Here is a 15683-nt window from a genome sequence, read left to right as displayed (position 1 = left end):
TGGGAATCGGGCCGTTCGACTACTGCTTGACGATGCCGCCCTTGGTGCCGGCGTCGGTATCCATCCAGAAGCTTTCCCCGTCGGGATTGTCCTGCACCGTGTAGGTGATCATGCCCTGCTGGAAATGCAGGGCACCGCCGGCATGCTTGCTCGGCACCTCCTTGCCGTTGACCGTGACCTTGCCATCAGTGCCGATCACGATGGTCGCCACCGTCGCGCCCGAATCGCTCTTGGCGATCAGATGGCGGCCTGGCGCGCCGGCAGAACTCGGCGCGGCAACCTCAGGCGCAGCAAAACCGGCCTTGGCGTTCTCCTCTTTGCTCTTGTTGATGTCGCAGCCCTGCATCTCGGAAACCTGGGTACAGCCAGAACGCTCCAGCTTCTTGCGGTACTGCTCGTTGATCGCGTGCGCTTGGCTGGACGCAACGGCCAGGACAATGGCTAACGGCACAAGCTTGGTTTTCATGTTGAACGCTCCATCGTGTTGATCTGCCGGGGCAGTAAAGACGGTTGCTGCTGCAGACACCAGCTCCATGCATGAACCAAGAGCGCGGTCGCGGCCACAGCCAATGCAGAAACAAGGGCGGCCGAGCGTAATGTCAGCCCATACGGCATTTCGTGATCATCTGGTCAGGAAATTGCAGGAGCTTCGGGGTCCTCCCGCCACTGCCGAGCGCCTCATGACCCTGTACATCCCCTCGCACAACCCCTCTCCGGACAAAGCGCCTGGCCGTATCCGCCAGCACAACGAGGAAGTGATTCTGGCCGCGGCCGGTGAAGAGTTCGCTCGCCACGGCTTCAAGGGCACCAGCATGCAAGCCATCGCCGACAAGGCCGGGCTGCCCAAGGCCAACCTGCACTACTACTTCAACAACAAACTGGGCCTGTACCTGGCAGTGCTGGCCAACATCATCGAGCTGTGGGACAGCACCTTCAACCAGCTGACGGTGGACGACGACCCCGCCGAGGCCATCACCCGCTATATCCGCGCCAAGATCGAGTTCTCCCGCTGCAACCCACACGCTTCGCGGATCTTCGCCATGGAAGTGATCAGTGGCGGGCCCTGCCTGAGCCAGCATTTCAACCAGGATTACCGCACCTGGTTCCACGGCCGCGCTGCGGTATTCCAGGCCTGGATCGACGCCGGCAAGCTGGAGCCGGTCGACCCGCTGCACCTGATCTTCCTGATCTGGAGCAGCACCCAGCACTACGCCGATTTCGGCTCGCAGATCTGCCGGGTGATGGGCAAGACGCGCCTGACCCGCCAGGACTTCAACGAGGCCGGCGACACCCTGGTACACATCATTCTCAAGGGCTGCGGATTATCCACAAAGCCTGTGGATAACTTCGTGGATAAAGCCTGAGCAAATAGCGCAACAGCCCCTGCCATGGGGGCTGCGTACACTTTGCCGATTATTTGGCCAGTCACCTTTTATCGATTTATCTCGTTGTTTTTATTGATTTTTATCCAACCGCACCGAGCACTCCCCGAGATGGCGCACTCAGGCCCACCATGCACCACAGGCGGGCAGCGGAAAAGTGGAAAACTCCTGCGCCGAGCGCAAACCCAGGCCCCATGGGCGCGGCGCAGAGTGCTCGGCGAAAGTTCCTGACTAATTGGCCAACAACTTGCTTATGCAATGCATCCTCACCTGATTCAGGGCTTTTCATGTCCAGCAGTAACACTCCTCCGCGCCTGGAGCTACGCGCCATCACCAAGCGCTACCCCGGCACCCTGGCCAACGACCGCATCGACCTGCGCATCGACGCCGGCGAGATCCACGCCCTGCTCGGCGAGAACGGCGCCGGCAAGAGCACCCTGATGAAGATCATCTACGGTGTGACCGCACCGGATTCGGGCACGGTGCTCTGGCAGGGCCAGACCGTGCAGGTGCGTGACCCCGCACAAGCGCGCGCACTGGGCATCGGCATGGTGTTCCAGCACTTCTCGTTGTTCGAGACCCTCACCGTGGCGGAAAACATCGCCCTGGCCCTGGGCGCCGAGGCTGGTACGCCGAAGCAGCTGGAAGGACGCATCCGCGAGGTATCGCAACGCTACGGCATGGGCCTGGACCCACAACGCCTGGTGCACAGCCTGTCGATCGGCGAACGCCAACGCGTGGAAATCGTCCGTTGCCTGATGCAGGACATCCAGCTGCTGATCCTCGACGAGCCCACCTCGGTGCTCACCCCGCAGGAAGTCGACGAGCTGTTCGTCACCCTGCGCGCGCTGGCCGCCGAGGGCTGCAGCATTCTGTTCATCAGCCACAAGCTCGGCGAAGTGCGCGCCCTGTGCCACAACGCCACGGTATTGCGCGGCGGCCGCGTGTCCGGTGACTGTGTGCCGGCCGAGTGCAGCGACCTGGAGCTGGCACGCCTTATGGTCGGCGACGCCGAAGGCCTGGAGGCCAGCTACCCGAAGGTCGGCGGCGGCCTGCCGCGCCTGCGCGTGGACGACCTCAGCTGGCGCAACGCCGATCCGTTTGGCACCTCGCTCAGCCAGCTGCGCCTGGAAGTGCGCAGCGGCGAGATCGTCGGCATCGCCGGGGTTGCCGGCAACGGCCAGGACGAGCTGCTCGCCCTGCTCTCCGGCGAAGCCCGCCTGCCACGCGGCGAGCGCGAACGCATCAGCCTCGACCAGCAACCGATTGCCCACCTGCACCCGGACGCCCGCCGCCGCCTGGGCCTGGCCTTCGTGCCCGCCGAGCGCCTCGGCCACGGCGCGGTGCCGGACATGAGCCTGGCCGACAACGCCCTGCTGTCGTCCTTTCATCAGGGCCTGGTCGGCGCCGGCCTGGTCAAGCGCGGCAAGGTGCTGGCGCTGGCCGAGGAGATCGTGCGGCGTTTCGCAGTAAAGACCCCGGACGTGCACACCCCGGCGCGCAGCCTGTCCGGCGGCAACCTGCAGAAGTTCATCCTCGGCCGCGAGGTGATGCAGCAGCCCAAGCTGCTGGTCGCCGCGCACCCGACCTGGGGCGTCGACGTCGGCGCCGCCGCCACCATCCACCGTGAGCTGATCGCCCTGCGCGACGCCGGTGCGGCGATCCTGGTGATTTCCGAAGACCTCGACGAACTGTTCCAGATCAGCGACCGCATCGGCGCTCTGTGCAGTGGGCGCCTGTCGCCGCTCAAGGCCACCGCCGAGACCAACGTCACCGAAGTCGGCGGCTGGATGGCCGGCCAGTTCGACAACCCTGCTGCAGCCTGAAGAGAATCCCATGTTGCTGACCCTCGAACCCCGCCTGCAGCAGTCGCGTCGCCACCTGCTGCTGTCGCCCCTGCTCGCCGGCCTGCTCACCCTGCTGTGCGGTGGCATCCTGTTCGCCGCCCTCGGCCATGATCCGCTGGCAACCTTCCACGTCCTGCTGATCGAGCCGGTGCAGGACCTCTACGGCATCTCCGAACTGCTGATCAAGGCCATCCCCATCCTGCTCTGCGCCCTGGGTCTGGCGGTGGCCTACCAGGCGCGTATCTGGAACATCGGCGCCGAAGGCCAGCTGTTGATCGGCGCCCTGGCCGGCAGCGCCCTGGCCGTGAACATCATCGACTGGAACTCGGCCCTGGCCCTGCCGGCGGTGATCCTCACCGGCGTCCTGGCCGGCGCCTTGTGGGCGGCGCTGGCGGCCTGGCTGCGTACGCACTTCAACGCCAACGAAATCCTCACCACCATCATGCTCAACTACATCGCGCTGAACCTGTTGCTGTTCTGCGTGCATGGGCCGCTGAAGGACCCCAACGGCTTCAGCTTCCCCGAGTCGGCCATGTTCGGCGACGCCAGCCGCCTGCCGCTGCTGTTCGAAGACCTGCGCCTGCACGCCGGCTTCTACCTGGTGCTGCTGGCCGCAGTGGTGGTGTGGGTGCTGCTGTCGAAGAGCTTCCTCGGTTTCCAGATCCGCGTGCTCGGCATGGACAGCCGCGCCGCCGGCCTGATGGGCTTTCGCGAGAAGCGGCTGGTGTGGCTGGCCCTGCTTATCAGCGGCGGCCTGGCCGGTCTGGCCGGGGTCTGCGAGGTGACAGGGCCGATCGGCCAGCTGGTGCCGCAGGTGTCGCCGGGCTACGGCTACGCGGCCATTACCGTGGCCTTCCTTGGCCGCCTCAACCCGCTCGGCATCCTCATCGCCGGCCTGCTCATGGCCCTGCTCTACCTGGGCGGCGAGAACGCGCAGATGAGCCTCAACCTGCCGCAATCGCTGACCGAGCTGTTCCAGGGAATGATGCTGTTCTTCCTGCTGGCCTGCGACCTGCTGATCCACTACCGCGTGCGCCTGAACCTGAAAAAGCGCCAGCCCGCTGCATTGCCAGAAGCGGCCAGCGCCTGATGCACACCGTTCTTTTTGTGGGAGCGGCTTCAGCCGCGATTGGGGCCACCTCGGTGCCTGCGAAAGACATCGCGGCTGAAGCCGCTCCCACGTACCACCGAATTGCCCCCCTTTCCCCCTGCCGCCCCGCGCGTGCAGCCTGAGGCTACAACTATGGATCTCGATCTCGTCAGCAACATCCTCTACGCCATGGTGCGCTGCGGCACGCCGCTGCTGCTGGTGGCCCTCGGCGAACTGGTCTGCGAGAAGACCGGCGTACTCAACCTCGGCCAGGAAGGCATGATGCTGTTCGGCGCGGTGATCGGCTTTATCGTCGCCTTCGCCAGCGGCAGCCTGTGGTTCGGCGTGCTGCTGGCCTGCCTGGCCGGTATGCTGCTGGCCTCGCTGTTCGCCCTGGTCGCCCTCGGCTGCCAGGCCAACCAGGTGGCCACCGGCCTGGCCCTGACCATCTTCGGCATCGGCCTGTCGGCCTTCGTCGGCGCCGCCTGGGTCGGCAAGCCGCTGGCCGGCTTCGAGCCGGTGGCCATCCCGCTGCTCAGCGACATTCCCCTGCTCGGCCACATGCTGTTCAACCAGGATGTGCTGGTGTACCTGTCCTTCGCTCTGTTCGCCCTGATCGCCTGGGTCCTGCTGAAAAGCCGCCTGGGCTTGATCATCCAGGCCGTCGGCGAGAACCCCGACGCCGCCAGCGCCATGGGCCTGCCGGTGATGCGCGTACGCACCCTGGCCGTGCTGTTCGGCGGTGCCATGGCCGGCATGGCCGGTGCCTACCTGTCGCTGGCCTACACGCCGATGTGGGCGGAAAACATGAGCGCCGGGCGCGGCTGGATCGCCCTGGCCCTGGTAGTGTTCGCCAGCTGGCGGGTGATGCGCGTACTGCTCGGCGCCTACCTGTTCGGCCTGGCCAGCATCCTCCACCTGGTGGCCCAGGGCATCGGCCTGAGCGTGCCGTCCAACCTGCTGGCCATGCTGCCCTACGTGGCCACCATCGTGGTGCTGGTGATCCTCTCGCGCGACGCGATCAAGACCCGCCTGTATGCCCCGGTATCGCTGGGCCAGCCGTGGCGGGCGGGGCATTGAGAGCCCTCGTGGCCTGAGAGCTAGAAAAGCATCGCGGCTAAAGCCGCTCCCACAAAATCCAAGTCGTGCCTTGTGGGAGCGACTTCAGTCGCGATGAGGCCAGCTCAGAGCCACACCGCATCCCAGAACGGATAGTCGCCAAGCCGCTGCACCAACCCGGCCCGCAACGGATTGGCCACGATGTACCTGGCCACAGCCTGCACATCTTCTTCCCGCCGCACAGCGCCATCATGAAAGCCGCTCTGCCAGATCGTCCCGGATTGGCCCAACTCCAGGCTCAGTTGCCGTGCACTACGCCCCTTCACCCGCTGCATGAGCTGCTCTAACGAACCGCTACGCAGGCTCACCAGCCAATGAAAGTGATCCGGCATGACGACCCAGGCTAGCGACTCCACCAAGCCATCGCACTGGGTTTGGCGCAGCTCAGTGATCAGCAGGCGGGCACAAGTGAAGTCGGTGAAGATTGGCAGGCGATCATGTGTGGTAGCTGTCAGCAGATACAGCTGCTGCGCTGCCGAATAGCGACCGATGCGCAGATTGCCTGAGTGAGGTTTACGGGCTTGGGGCATTCCATTGCTCCAGATAGGTCTGCGCAGTATAGGCCGGCCTCATCGCGGCTAAAGCCGCTCCCACAAAAGCACCAGCTCCCAACCCTGTGGGAGCGACTTCAGTCGCGATAGCAATCCACCGACCACAATCGCCCTGCACCAGTTTCAAGCCAGCCAATTTTTCCGTGCGCCGTCTTTGACCATTTCGACAACTTTATCCAACTCCGCATGCAGCGAAATTCGCGGCACAGCGGATTTCCTCAATCAGTTGTCTTGTTGGTCAATTTTTTGCAATGAGAAGGCAGCCCGACACGGCCACCACACAAGACCACCAGGAGCACACCCCCAGATGCACCAGAAGAAGAGCAAGAACCTGCTGCGCGGCCTGGCCGCCGCCATTGGCTTCAGCACCGTGCTGAGCGCTTCCGCCGCCGACCCGCTGAAAGTCGGCTTCGTCTATGTCGGCCCGATCGGCGACCACGGCTGGACCTACCAGCATGAGCAGGGCCGCCAGGCGCTGATCAAGCAGTTCGGCGACAAGGTGGAAACCAGCTTCGTCGAGAACGTCGCCGAGGGCGCTGACGCCGAGCGCGTTATCCGCAACATGGCCAAGGGGGGCTACGACCTGGTGTTCACCACCTCGTTCGGCTATATGAACCCCACCGCCAAGGTCGCCAAACAGTTCCCGAAAGTGACGTTCGAACACGCCACCGGTTACAAGCAGGACAAGAACCTCGGCACCTACCTGTCGACATCCTATGAAGGTCGCTACGTCGGCGGCTACCTCGCCGCGAAGATGACCAAGAGCAAGAAGATCGGCTACATCGCCTCCTTCCCGATCCCGGAAGTGATCCGCGACATCAACTCCATCCAGCTGGCCCTGGACAAGTACAACCCCGGCACCGAGATCAAGGTGGTGTGGGTCAACTCCTGGTTCGACCCGGGCAAGGAAGCCGACGCCGCCAACGCCCTGATCGACCAGGGCGTGGACGTGGTGTTCCAGCACACCGACAGCCCGGCGCCGATCCAGACCGCCGAGCGCCGTGGCGTGTACGCCGTGGGCTACGCCTCGGACATGGCCCACTTCGGCCCGAAGGCCGTGCTGACCTCCATCGTCAACAACTGGGGCCCGCACTACATCAAGAGCGCCCAGGCGGTCATGGACGGCACCTGGAAACCCCAGGACTACTGGGGCGGCCTGGCTGAAGGCACCATCGAACTGCCGATCAGCGATCTGGTACCGGCTGACGTGAAGGCTGAAGCCGAAACCATCATCGCCAGCATCAAGGATGGCTCCTTCCACCCGTTCACCGGCCCGATCATGGACCAGAGCGGCACGGTCAAGATTGCAGCCGGCGCCACCGCCAGCAACGCCGAACTGGCGGGCATGAACTACTACGTCAAAGGCATCACTGCCGAGTTGCCGAAGTAAGCAACACTTGTAGGAGCGGCTTTAGCCGCGATAAACCAGGCCACTCCGCGTCGGCCCTGATCGCGACTGAAGTCGCTCCCACACAAGCCCACACAGCAAAACCAAGCACCACCAAGCACCACCGCGCCGTCCCTTTCCCCAGAGAAAGAACCGCGCACCAGGGCGCCCCGGCGCCCTTTCCGCTGCCCTGGGTACGAGAAGACTCGCAGCACCTAGACCTTCCAGGAGCAACCATGAACTCACTGCCCATCATCGACATCGCCCCGCTGTACCAGAACGACCCCGCCGCCCGTCAGGCCGTGGCCCGGCAGATCGACGCCGCGTGCCGCGAATGGGGCTTCTACTACATCAAGGGCCACCCGATTTCCCCCTCGCGCATCGCCGAACTGAAAGCCGCCGCCGAGGATTTCTTCGCCCGCGCGGCCGAGGAAAAACTGCGCATCGACATCACCCAGAGCGCCCACCACCGCGGCTACGGCGCCATCGCCACCGAGCAGCTCGACCCGACCCAGCCCAGCGACTTCAAGGAAACCTTCGACATGGGTTTCCACATGGCGGCCGAACACCCCGACGTGTTGGCCGGCAAGCCCCTGCGCGGCCCCAACCGCCACCCTGACATTCCCGGCTGGCAGGCGCTGATGCAGGGCCACTACGAAGACATGCACGCCCTGTCGCTGACGCTGCTGCGCGCCATGGCCGAGGCCCTGGGCATCGAGGAAGACTTCTTCGACCAGCGCTTCGCCGAGCCGATCAGCGTGCTGCGCATGATCCACTACCCGCCCCGGCAGGCCGCCAGCAGCGCCGATCAACCGGGCGCCGGCGCGCACACCGACTATGGCTGCATCACTCTGCTGTACCAGGACAATGCCGGCGGCCTGCAGGTGCAGAACGTCAACGGCGAGTGGATCGACGCGCCGCCGATCGAAGGCACCTACGTGGTCAACATCGGCGACATGATGGCGCGCTGGAGCAACGACCGGTACAAGTCCACGCCGCACCGGGTCATCAGCCCGTTGGGTGTCGACCGCTACTCCATGCCGTTCTTCGCCGAGCCGCATCCGGATACCGAGATCAGCTGCCTGCCCAACTGCTCCAGCGCCGACAGCCCCGCCAAGTACCCGCCGGTATCGTGCAGCGCCTACATGCTCTCGCGCTTCGCCGACACCTATGCTTACCGCAGGGAAGAGGCCAAGGGCTGAGCGTTTGGGGGAGTGCTGGGTGGCAAGCCGCCTTGGACACGACTCACCACCGAGCCGCCCCCAATCGGGGCTCAAGCCACTCCCACAAGGTAGGTCTGGTTTTTTGTGGGAGGGCTGGGCGGCACTCCGCTTCAGCCGCAATGAAGTTCCAAGCAACACCAGACCTGTAGGAGGGGCCTTGGCCGCGACCGGGCCTACACAAAAGCGTCGCGGCCAAAGCAGTTTGCCGCCCAGCCCCTCCTACAAGAGCGCATCGCCGCCCCGCAAGGAGGCCAAGCGACACCCGGCCCTGTTACAACCAAGCCGCGCAGGTAGAATGCGCGCCCCATCAACGCCTGATGACGAGAATTGCCCATGCACCAATGGATCAATGAGCTGCCCAAGGCCGAACTGCACCTGCACCTGGAGGGTTCGCTGGAGCCCGAGCTGCTGTTCGCCCTGGCCGAGCGCAACAAGATCGCCCTGCCCTGGGCCGACGTCGACAGCCTGCGCAGTGCCTACGCCTTCAACAACCTGCAGGAATTCCTCGACCTCTACTACCAGGGCGCCAACGTCCTGCGTACCGAGCAGGATTTCTACGACCTGACCTGGGCCTACCTGCTCAAGTGCAAGGAACAGGGCGTGGTGCACACCGAGCCCTTCTTCGACCCGCAGACACACACCGACCGCGGCATTCCCTTCGAAGTCGTGCTGCGCGGCATCCAGCAGGCGTTGGTCGACGGTGAGAAACAGCTCGGCATCGGCTACGGCCTGATCCTCAGCTTCCTGCGTCACCTGCCGGAAGAAGAGGCGTTCAAGACCCTGGAGCAGGCCATGCCGTTCCGCGACGCCTTCGTTGCCGTCGGCCTGGACAGCTCCGAGATGGGCTTCCCGCCGCGCCTGTTCGAGCGCGTGTTCGCCAAGGCGCGCAGTGAGGGCCTGCTGACCGTGGCCCACGCCGGCGAGGAAGGCCCGCCCGAGTACATCTGGGAAGCCCTCGATCTGCTCAAGATCGAACGCATCGACCACGGTGTACGCGCCATCGAGGACGAGCGCCTGATGCAGCGCATCATCGACGAGCAGATCCCGCTCACCGTCTGCCCGCTGTCCAACACCAAGCTCTGCGTGTTCGACGACATGCGCCAGCACAACATCCTGCAAATGCTCGAGCGCGGCGTGAAGGTCACGGTGAACTCCGACGACCCGGCCTACTTCGGTGGCTATGTCGCCGAGAACTTCATCGCCCTGCACGACAGCCTCGGCATGACCCGCGAACAGGCCCAGCGCCTGGCGCAGAACAGCATGGACGCCCGCCTGGTGCGCTAGAGCCTGAACCAAAGGCTCGCGAGCTAGCGGTATGCAAGGCAAAAGCAGACGAAGAAGCGCAGTTTACAAAGAGTAAATGAGCATCAGAGCCTGCTTTTAACGCAGCAGACCCGACGCACAGCAGCCTTTGAACAGGCTCTAAGCACCGCCCCGCTACATGAAGGCGCCAACCTGCGCCATTGTGTGGCATCCGCAGCGCCTTGACCGGCGCTGCCAGCCCCCGCCCCGGAAGGATTGACCGACGCCGCTACCCAGCGGCACCGGCCGTGGCGCGGCTCTCCCGGCAAGCACGGAAAAAAGCCAAGACTTTTGACGATTTCTGTCCATTTCGACAGGAATTGGCAGCGTTCTTGCTCAAGGGAAAAGGCTGACCAATAAGACAGGTTCAGAGAAACCGACCCCGATCCTTTAGGAGCATGTGAATGAAGCGCACCACCACCTCGTTGCTGCTGCTCGGCAGCCTGTTCGCCGCCCAACAAAGCCACGCCGGCGACCTCCTGCAATGGCAGGACAACAGCCTCACCTACCTCAACGGCATCGACTTCACCGTCGACCCACCCAAGCAGCAGACCGTGACCTTCGAGCACGCCAGCGGCTGGAGCTTTGGTGACCTGTTCTTCTTCGTCGACGGCATCAAGTACAACACCGAGGCCACCAACGGCGCCGGCGACGGCCACACCTTCTACGGCGAATTCAGCCCGCGCTTCTCCCTGGGCAAGATGACCGGTTCCGACCTGTCCTTCGGTATCGTCAAGGACGTGCTGATCTCCACCACCTACGAATTCGGCGAAGACGATGTCGAGTCCTACCTGATCGGCCCAGCCGTCGACCTGGCCATCCCGGGCTTCGACTACTTCCAGATCAATACCTACCTGCGCACCACCGACGGCAAGCGCGACGGCGACAACGTCTGGCAGATCACTCCGGTGTGGAGCTACACCATCCCGGTCGGCAACTCCGACCTGGTCATCGACGGCTTCATGGACTGGGTCGTCGACAACGACGACAGCTACCACGCCAACCTGCACTTCAACCCGCAGATCAAGTACGACGTGGCCAAGGCCTTCGGCTTCGGGCAGAAGGTCTACGTGGGCGTGGAATACGACTACTGGAGCGACAAGTACGGTATCGACGACGACAGCTTCCTCGGCGACGAGATCCTCGGTGGCACCGACCAGAGCGCCATCAGCCTGCTGCTCAAGGCTCACTTCTAAGCCTGTACCGGCAGATGCCAGACGCTCTGGCCCGCGCATCTGCCTTCTCGCCGCGCTGCTTCTCCTTCGGCGCGGCGGGCCTCTTCCCGCCTGCTGCGACAGGTTTCGTTCGATGCTATCGTGAGGCCCCGCCTTACTCGCGCAGCATGGAACCGCGATGACCAACCGCAAGCTCGGCATCCGTCTGAAGAACACCGAAAAGATTCTCCTCGCCGCCGAACAGGTCTTCGCCGAACGCGGCTTCGCCGGCACCGCCATGCAGGACATCGCCCAACTGGTCGAACTGCCCAAATCCAACCTGCACTACTACTTCAAGACCAAGGAAGAGCTGTACCGCGCCGTGCTGTTCAACCTGCTCGACGTGTGGAAGCAGGACGCCCTGTGCTTCGAACTCTACGACGACCCGCGCGTGGTGCTCACCACCTACATCCGCGCCAAGATGAACCACTCGCGCACGCGCCCTCACGGCTCCAAGGTGTGGGCCAGCGAAGTGATGCAGAACGCCCCGATCCTCGGCGAAAAACTGCGCGAAGCCCTCTACGACTGGGCCAAGCTCAAGGAAGCCAAGATCCGCGAATGGGTCGACAGCAAACGCATCCTGCCTGTGGCGCCCGACTACCTGCTGTACCTGATCTGGGCCTCGACTCAGCACTACGCTGACTTCAACTACCAGATCGCCCTGCTCAACGATGACCAGGCGCTGTCGGATCTGCAGTTCGAACATGCGGTGCAGACGGTGACGGGGGTGGTGCTGAGGGGGATTGGGTTGGATGCGTAAGGGAGCGGATGGCTATATATGGATATAAAACATGCCTAGATTCGGACATTGCACCCAGTATCAAACACAATGCCTAGACCTAGGCATGTCGTATAAACACTAGTTAGGAGAAGCTGTGGAATATCAGCGCGCCAGACTCCAGTATCAGTACAACAAGCTCCGTCCGATTCGAGAAGGAATATCCCCACAGTTCGGTGGAAATACTGAGTTTGAGCTCTTCTCCTTCTTTGAAATTTGCTACCACCTAAAAGACTGGATCAAAGAAAGTCCAGAATATTCATCATTCAACGATGTTGAAGTATTTATAAATTCTAGCCCCGCTCTAAGGGTCTGCGCCGACATATGCAATACGCTAAAACATGGCAAGCTGCGCAAACATAGAAGCAATTCGGAGCTAGGGGTATTTAAATTAAAATCAACAAGCACAATCCTCCCCTACCCAGGCGGTGCAATAGAGAGCCTTGACGAGGCCAAAATAGAGACAGAGCGTGGAGAAGAGTGTTGCTTTGCATTGGCCGAAGAATGCATGGCCGAGTGGCGTCGCTATTTTCATGAAAGCGGAGCTTAGTGCATGCATCTCCTAACAATACGCTCAACTGTCGCTCACTTCGTTCGCTGGACGTCCAAAAGCTACGCTTTTGGCCGCCCGTTAGCTTAACCGTTAGGTAACCATGGACAGACCTAAGCCGCCCGCCACTCAAGACTCCGCGAAGGTAATAGCCTTTGCCATAGTTGATGAATCTGTTACCTATACAGGCAGAATTTCCACATACGTAGATGGAAACCTTATAGGGCCGGTACCAAAACTCTCTATATGCCAGAACCCAGGAGAGGATGACTATCTCCTTTTCTATTGCAATGAGCAGTGGGAGGTCCTTGCCGCTGGTGGCGGAGACTCAATTGAACAGGTTAAGAACACAGCAGAAAAAGCATATTCCGGCATTTCTAGTAGGTGGCGATGGTTCACCTAACTACTGGTTCAAGCCGTTCGCTTCGCTCACTCGGGACCGGCTAAAGCCGGCCCCTTAACCAAACGTTATACGAACAAGGGCTGAACCTTGGATAAATTTCAAGCCATACGATTCTACGGACTCTGTCTTAATTTTTGGCAGCTTACTCTTAACGCTTCATCCGAATTGATTAAAGCTGGAAATTTTAGCTCCATGTCTTACGAAGGCTGGCACTGGCCAAGCGATGAAGAGTTCGAAGAACATACAAAATGGTCGGACTCCAATATAGCCGAACCAGTTCTCTTTAATTTTTACCATGGCATTGAGCTAAGCCTAAAATCCCTAATATTGGCCAAAGGTAATGAAATCGAAAAAAATCACAAACTTACCGAATTGCTGCAAGCAGTAAGTGAACTTTACCAATCCGAAGAGCTACTTTGCTTTTACGGAAAATATATTCATCTAGATAAATCTCCTTTAGTAATCCAAGAATTCTGCAAAGCATCTGACATCACTATGGACTTTTACTTCCAAAGTCTAAAATACCCTGTAAGTACAAAGGGTGAAGATTTTGATCTCTCACTTCTTAGAGCACGCGAGCACCATGGCATAGCATTTTTTCAAGAGCTATACAACGATATAAAGTCCGCTAGAAAGTTGCTTAACAAAATAGTCAGTACAGAATGTAACGATGTCGTATAACAATGCGCTCAAATCGTTCGCTTCGCTCACTGGGACGGGCTAAAGCCCGCCCCTTAGCTTAATCGTTATGCCGATGAGGCCGAGAGATGAGTGAGTTACTCCCAGAATACAAAGATCTTGCTGACTTTCTTAAAGAGTTTAACGATGAAAGTGATCGCGGAGCAGTATTAACGGCAGGCTCATATCTAGATGAAAGGCTGGGAGAAATAATTTCGGCATTTCTAATAGAAAGCCGCGATGCAGCAGAGCTAATAGATGGCTTTAATGCTCCTCTTGGCACATTCTCTTCCAGAATTAAAGCAGCATTCGCAATGGGCCTTATTCAGAAAAATGAGTATGAAGAATTAAATATAATAAGAAAAATAAGGAATGAGTTTGGCCATAGCTGGAAAGGCGTTAGCTTCGAATCCCAAAACATAAAAGATCTATGCAAAAATTTACCTTGGTTGGGCCCAGCAGAATTAGAGTCCTCATCAAACGAGAGAGTAAGGTTTAACTTCGCCGTAGCAATATTGCTCATAGACTTTATGTGGCGAGTACGTCTTGTTCAACAAGAGCGGCGCACCCTAAAGAAATGGTCAAATGCCGCAAGATCATAAAATGAAGGAGTTGCGGCATAAAAAGTCATCCCAGCCTACCCGCTAATGCGGGCGGCTGAATTCCAACGTTATGCCTCGTGCGCCCCACTAAGTAAGAGTCTAAATTGGAAATAGATAAATCTGTCAAATGTGCAATCGGCGAGAGCCTTATTTTAGCTGAGCTTCTTAAGCGCGGCCATGAAGCATATATTGCACATGGCCCAACACAAAAAGGTTGGGATATTGTAGTAATTTCCGGCCAGAGCATTCAAAGAGTTCAAGTTAAAACCATTGGATGGCCTGAGAAAGACCAACGAACTGTCACAGTAAGCAACAGCTTAAAATTTGACTTTCTAGTTGTCGTTCTTTTAAATCTTAAACAGCCACATAGTCGATATTTGGTTTGCACCAAACAAGAAATTGAAAATCTGCTTTCAGCAGAAAACCCAGACCGAACAAATAAGTCTAGGTCATGGTACATACCTCAAGACTTGAACGGCAGTGAGCAAATAATTTCGTTAGAAAATGCTTGGTCTAAAATAACCTAGGCATAACAATTGGTTCAAATCGCTCGCTCCGCTCACTGGGACCGGCTAAAGCCGGCCCCTTAACCAAACGTTAGGTATAGACATGGAACTCAAGTCAGATTTATTAAACACCCTTCAGGGTGAAGATGACCTTGGCGTTGTCATACGATCCCATATAATTGTTGAGCAATATTTAAATAAAATTATTGAATCAAAACTGGAAAGTATCGCGCATTACAAGAAGATAAAATTAGATTATCACGACACGATTAAGCTAGCTATTTCTCTAGGGCTTGACTCTCGCCTTGAAAAACCTTTGAACGCTCTAGGTACATTGCGAAATGATTTTGCTCACAATCTTCGGCCAGTAATCTCAGCGCAAGATGTAAATAATTTATACGCATGCCTTGGCGAGAACGATAAGAAAGTTCTGCAAGTTTCTCTTGACAAAACTCGCAAGCAGCTTCCCGAATCAGGGATATCTAAATATCAAGGGTTGGAGCCAAAGGATAAATACATCCTGATTGCGATAGTGTTATGCGGAGCATTGGAGTTGGTTTGCAAGAAAATACCTAACTAGTGGTTCAAATCGTTCGCTGCGCTCACTGGGACGGGCTAAAGCCCGCCCCTTAACCAAACGTTAGGCAAAACATGCGTACTCTCATAATCATTATCAGCCTCCTGCTCTCACAAGCCTCTCTAGCATGCTACGCACCAAGGAGCGGGCAAGAATTTGACGACCTAATAAAGCTTGAAAAGCTTTCTGGCTTAAACAAGTACAGAGTCACAGTCCCGCGAAAGCTGGAAGATTTAGATGATCCAATAATAATTCTCGCATATACCGAGAGTAACGCTAAAGGCATCTCCACTTCCGAACCGTACGAAACGCTTAAACCCAGCTTCACATCTGAGGCGGCTAGCGCAGAATTCACAGTAGAAAAGAAGGGAAATGGAAAGCCCTATATCGCCGTCCGCTGGTCGCCGAAAGAGTGCTGCCCTTGCGGCATACATGCACACACCGAATACATTGATATTGAGTAATGCCTTGTTA

General features: G+C 59.0%; 17 protein-coding genes. 15 read left to right on the top strand and 2 right to left on the bottom strand.

The window, feature by feature from the left end:
* Positions 1-19: 19 nt before the first annotated feature.
* Positions 20-466 carry a hypothetical protein gene (locus tag AYB31_RS20560; RefSeq protein WP_068830872.1) on the bottom strand — a complete coding sequence of 149 codons (447 nt, stop codon included), beginning with the start codon at positions 464-466 and terminating at the stop codon, positions 20-22.
* Positions 467-680: 214 nt separating this feature from the next.
* On the opposite strand from AYB31_RS20560, the gene AYB31_RS20555 reads away from it, so the two are divergent.
* The 4 genes from AYB31_RS20555 (at position 681) to AYB31_RS20540 (ending at position 5399) form a co-directional block, all read left to right on the top strand.
* Positions 681-1364: a TetR/AcrR family transcriptional regulator gene (locus AYB31_RS20555; RefSeq protein WP_068830871.1), complete on the top strand. Its 684-nt coding sequence runs from the start codon at positions 681-683 to the stop codon at positions 1362-1364.
* 305 nt (positions 1365-1669) lie between these two features.
* Positions 1670-3208, top strand: coding sequence for an ABC transporter ATP-binding protein (locus tag AYB31_RS20550; RefSeq protein WP_068830870.1), 1539 nt, complete (start codon positions 1670-1672; stop codon positions 3206-3208).
* A 10-nt stretch (positions 3209-3218) separates the two neighbouring features.
* Positions 3219-4319 (top strand): ABC transporter permease, encoded by a 1101-nt coding sequence (locus AYB31_RS20545; protein ID WP_068830869.1) that lies wholly within the window; start codon positions 3219-3221, stop codon positions 4317-4319.
* A 153-nt stretch (positions 4320-4472) separates the two neighbouring features.
* Positions 4473-5399, top strand: a complete 927-nt coding sequence (locus AYB31_RS20540) for an ABC transporter permease (RefSeq protein WP_068830868.1) — start codon at positions 4473-4475, stop codon at positions 5397-5399.
* 104 nt (positions 5400-5503) lie between these two features.
* Here the strand turns inward: AYB31_RS20540 and AYB31_RS20535 are convergent, their stop codons facing one another.
* The gene (locus tag AYB31_RS20535; RefSeq protein ID WP_068830867.1) at positions 5504-5968 is read right to left on the bottom strand and encodes an REP-associated tyrosine transposase; all 465 of its coding nucleotides are present in this window, start codon (positions 5966-5968) and stop codon (positions 5504-5506) included.
* A 328-nt stretch (positions 5969-6296) separates the two neighbouring features.
* Here AYB31_RS20535 and AYB31_RS20530 point away from each other — a divergent pair, with 328 nt between their 5' ends.
* The 11 genes from AYB31_RS20530 (at position 6297) to AYB31_RS21615 (ending at position 15673) form a co-directional block, all read left to right on the top strand.
* Positions 6297-7379 carry a BMP family ABC transporter substrate-binding protein gene (locus AYB31_RS20530; protein ID WP_068830866.1) on the top strand — a complete coding sequence of 361 codons (1083 nt, stop codon included), beginning with the start codon at positions 6297-6299 and terminating at the stop codon, positions 7377-7379.
* Between the two features lie 233 nt (positions 7380-7612).
* Positions 7613-8578 (top strand): isopenicillin N synthase family dioxygenase, encoded by a 966-nt coding sequence (locus AYB31_RS20525; protein WP_068830865.1) that lies wholly within the window; start codon positions 7613-7615, stop codon positions 8576-8578.
* A gap of 354 nt (positions 8579-8932) precedes the next feature.
* Positions 8933-9883 carry an adenosine deaminase gene (locus AYB31_RS20520; RefSeq protein WP_068830864.1) on the top strand — a complete coding sequence of 317 codons (951 nt, stop codon included), beginning with the start codon at positions 8933-8935 and terminating at the stop codon, positions 9881-9883.
* 422 nt (positions 9884-10305) lie between these two features.
* On the top strand, positions 10306-11097 hold the full coding sequence (locus tag AYB31_RS20515) for an outer membrane protein OmpK (protein ID WP_068830863.1): 792 nt from the start codon (positions 10306-10308) through the stop codon (positions 11095-11097).
* 157 nt (positions 11098-11254) lie between these two features.
* On the top strand, positions 11255-11875 hold the full coding sequence (locus tag AYB31_RS20510; RefSeq protein ID WP_068830862.1) for a TetR/AcrR family transcriptional regulator: 621 nt from the start codon (positions 11255-11257) through the stop codon (positions 11873-11875).
* Positions 11876-11990: 115 nt separating this feature from the next.
* Positions 11991-12443 carry a hypothetical protein gene (locus AYB31_RS21630; RefSeq protein ID WP_153020770.1) on the top strand — a complete coding sequence of 151 codons (453 nt, stop codon included), beginning with the start codon at positions 11991-11993 and terminating at the stop codon, positions 12441-12443.
* Positions 12444-13038: 595 nt separating this feature from the next.
* Entirely contained in the window at positions 13039-13527 is a 489-nt protein-coding gene (locus AYB31_RS21310; protein WP_082805383.1) for a HEPN domain-containing protein, read from the top strand.
* Between the two features lie 86 nt (positions 13528-13613).
* Positions 13614-14126, top strand: a complete 513-nt coding sequence (locus tag AYB31_RS20505; RefSeq protein WP_068830861.1) for an MltR family transcriptional regulator — start codon at positions 13614-13616, stop codon at positions 14124-14126.
* Between the two features lie 104 nt (positions 14127-14230).
* Complete coding sequence (locus tag AYB31_RS21625) at positions 14231-14653, top strand: hypothetical protein (RefSeq protein ID WP_153020769.1); 423 nt, start codon at positions 14231-14233, stop codon at positions 14651-14653.
* A gap of 82 nt (positions 14654-14735) precedes the next feature.
* Positions 14736-15212: a hypothetical protein gene (locus tag AYB31_RS21620; protein ID WP_153020768.1), complete on the top strand. Its 477-nt coding sequence runs from the start codon at positions 14736-14738 to the stop codon at positions 15210-15212.
* A gap of 71 nt (positions 15213-15283) precedes the next feature.
* Positions 15284-15673 carry a hypothetical protein gene (locus AYB31_RS21615; RefSeq protein WP_153020767.1) on the top strand — a complete coding sequence of 130 codons (390 nt, stop codon included), beginning with the start codon at positions 15284-15286 and terminating at the stop codon, positions 15671-15673.
* Positions 15674-15683 lie beyond the last annotated feature (10 nt).

Source organism: Pseudomonas sp. BMS12, from assembly GCF_001592875.1.
GTDB lineage: Bacteria > Pseudomonadota > Gammaproteobacteria > Pseudomonadales > Pseudomonadaceae > Aquipseudomonas.
Note: the sequence above shows the minus strand (reverse complement) of the source record. Positions and strands in the feature narration are given on the sequence as shown.

What these genes read in the sequence shown, in the direction of transcription:
- AYB31_RS20560 (WP_068830872.1), bottom strand. Translation starts at nt 466, where the DNA reads ATGAAAACCAAGCTTGTGCCGTTAGCCATTGTCCTGGCCGTTGCGTCC.
- AYB31_RS20555 (WP_068830871.1), top strand. Translation starts at nt 681, where the DNA reads ATGACCCTGTACATCCCCTCGCACAACCCCTCTCCGGACAAAGCGCCT.
- AYB31_RS20550 (WP_068830870.1), top strand. Translation starts at nt 1,670, where the DNA reads ATGTCCAGCAGTAACACTCCTCCGCGCCTGGAGCTACGCGCCATCACC.
- AYB31_RS20545 (WP_068830869.1), top strand. Translation starts at nt 3,219, where the DNA reads ATGTTGCTGACCCTCGAACCCCGCCTGCAGCAGTCGCGTCGCCACCTG.
- AYB31_RS20540 (WP_068830868.1), top strand. Translation starts at nt 4,473, where the DNA reads ATGGATCTCGATCTCGTCAGCAACATCCTCTACGCCATGGTGCGCTGC.
- AYB31_RS20535 (WP_068830867.1), bottom strand. Translation starts at nt 5,968, where the DNA reads ATGCCCCAAGCCCGTAAACCTCACTCAGGCAATCTGCGCATCGGTCGC.
- AYB31_RS20530 (WP_068830866.1), top strand. Translation starts at nt 6,297, where the DNA reads ATGCACCAGAAGAAGAGCAAGAACCTGCTGCGCGGCCTGGCCGCCGCC.
- AYB31_RS20525 (WP_068830865.1), top strand. Translation starts at nt 7,613, where the DNA reads ATGAACTCACTGCCCATCATCGACATCGCCCCGCTGTACCAGAACGAC.
- AYB31_RS20520 (WP_068830864.1), top strand. Translation starts at nt 8,933, where the DNA reads ATGCACCAATGGATCAATGAGCTGCCCAAGGCCGAACTGCACCTGCAC.
- AYB31_RS20515 (WP_068830863.1), top strand. Translation starts at nt 10,306, where the DNA reads ATGAAGCGCACCACCACCTCGTTGCTGCTGCTCGGCAGCCTGTTCGCC.
- AYB31_RS20510 (WP_068830862.1), top strand. Translation starts at nt 11,255, where the DNA reads ATGACCAACCGCAAGCTCGGCATCCGTCTGAAGAACACCGAAAAGATT.
- AYB31_RS21310 (WP_082805383.1), top strand. Translation starts at nt 13,039, where the DNA reads ATGTCTTACGAAGGCTGGCACTGGCCAAGCGATGAAGAGTTCGAAGAA.
- AYB31_RS20505 (WP_068830861.1), top strand. Translation starts at nt 13,614, where the DNA reads ATGAGTGAGTTACTCCCAGAATACAAAGATCTTGCTGACTTTCTTAAA.
- AYB31_RS21620 (WP_153020768.1), top strand. Translation starts at nt 14,736, where the DNA reads ATGGAACTCAAGTCAGATTTATTAAACACCCTTCAGGGTGAAGATGAC.
- AYB31_RS21615 (WP_153020767.1), top strand. Translation starts at nt 15,284, where the DNA reads ATGCGTACTCTCATAATCATTATCAGCCTCCTGCTCTCACAAGCCTCT.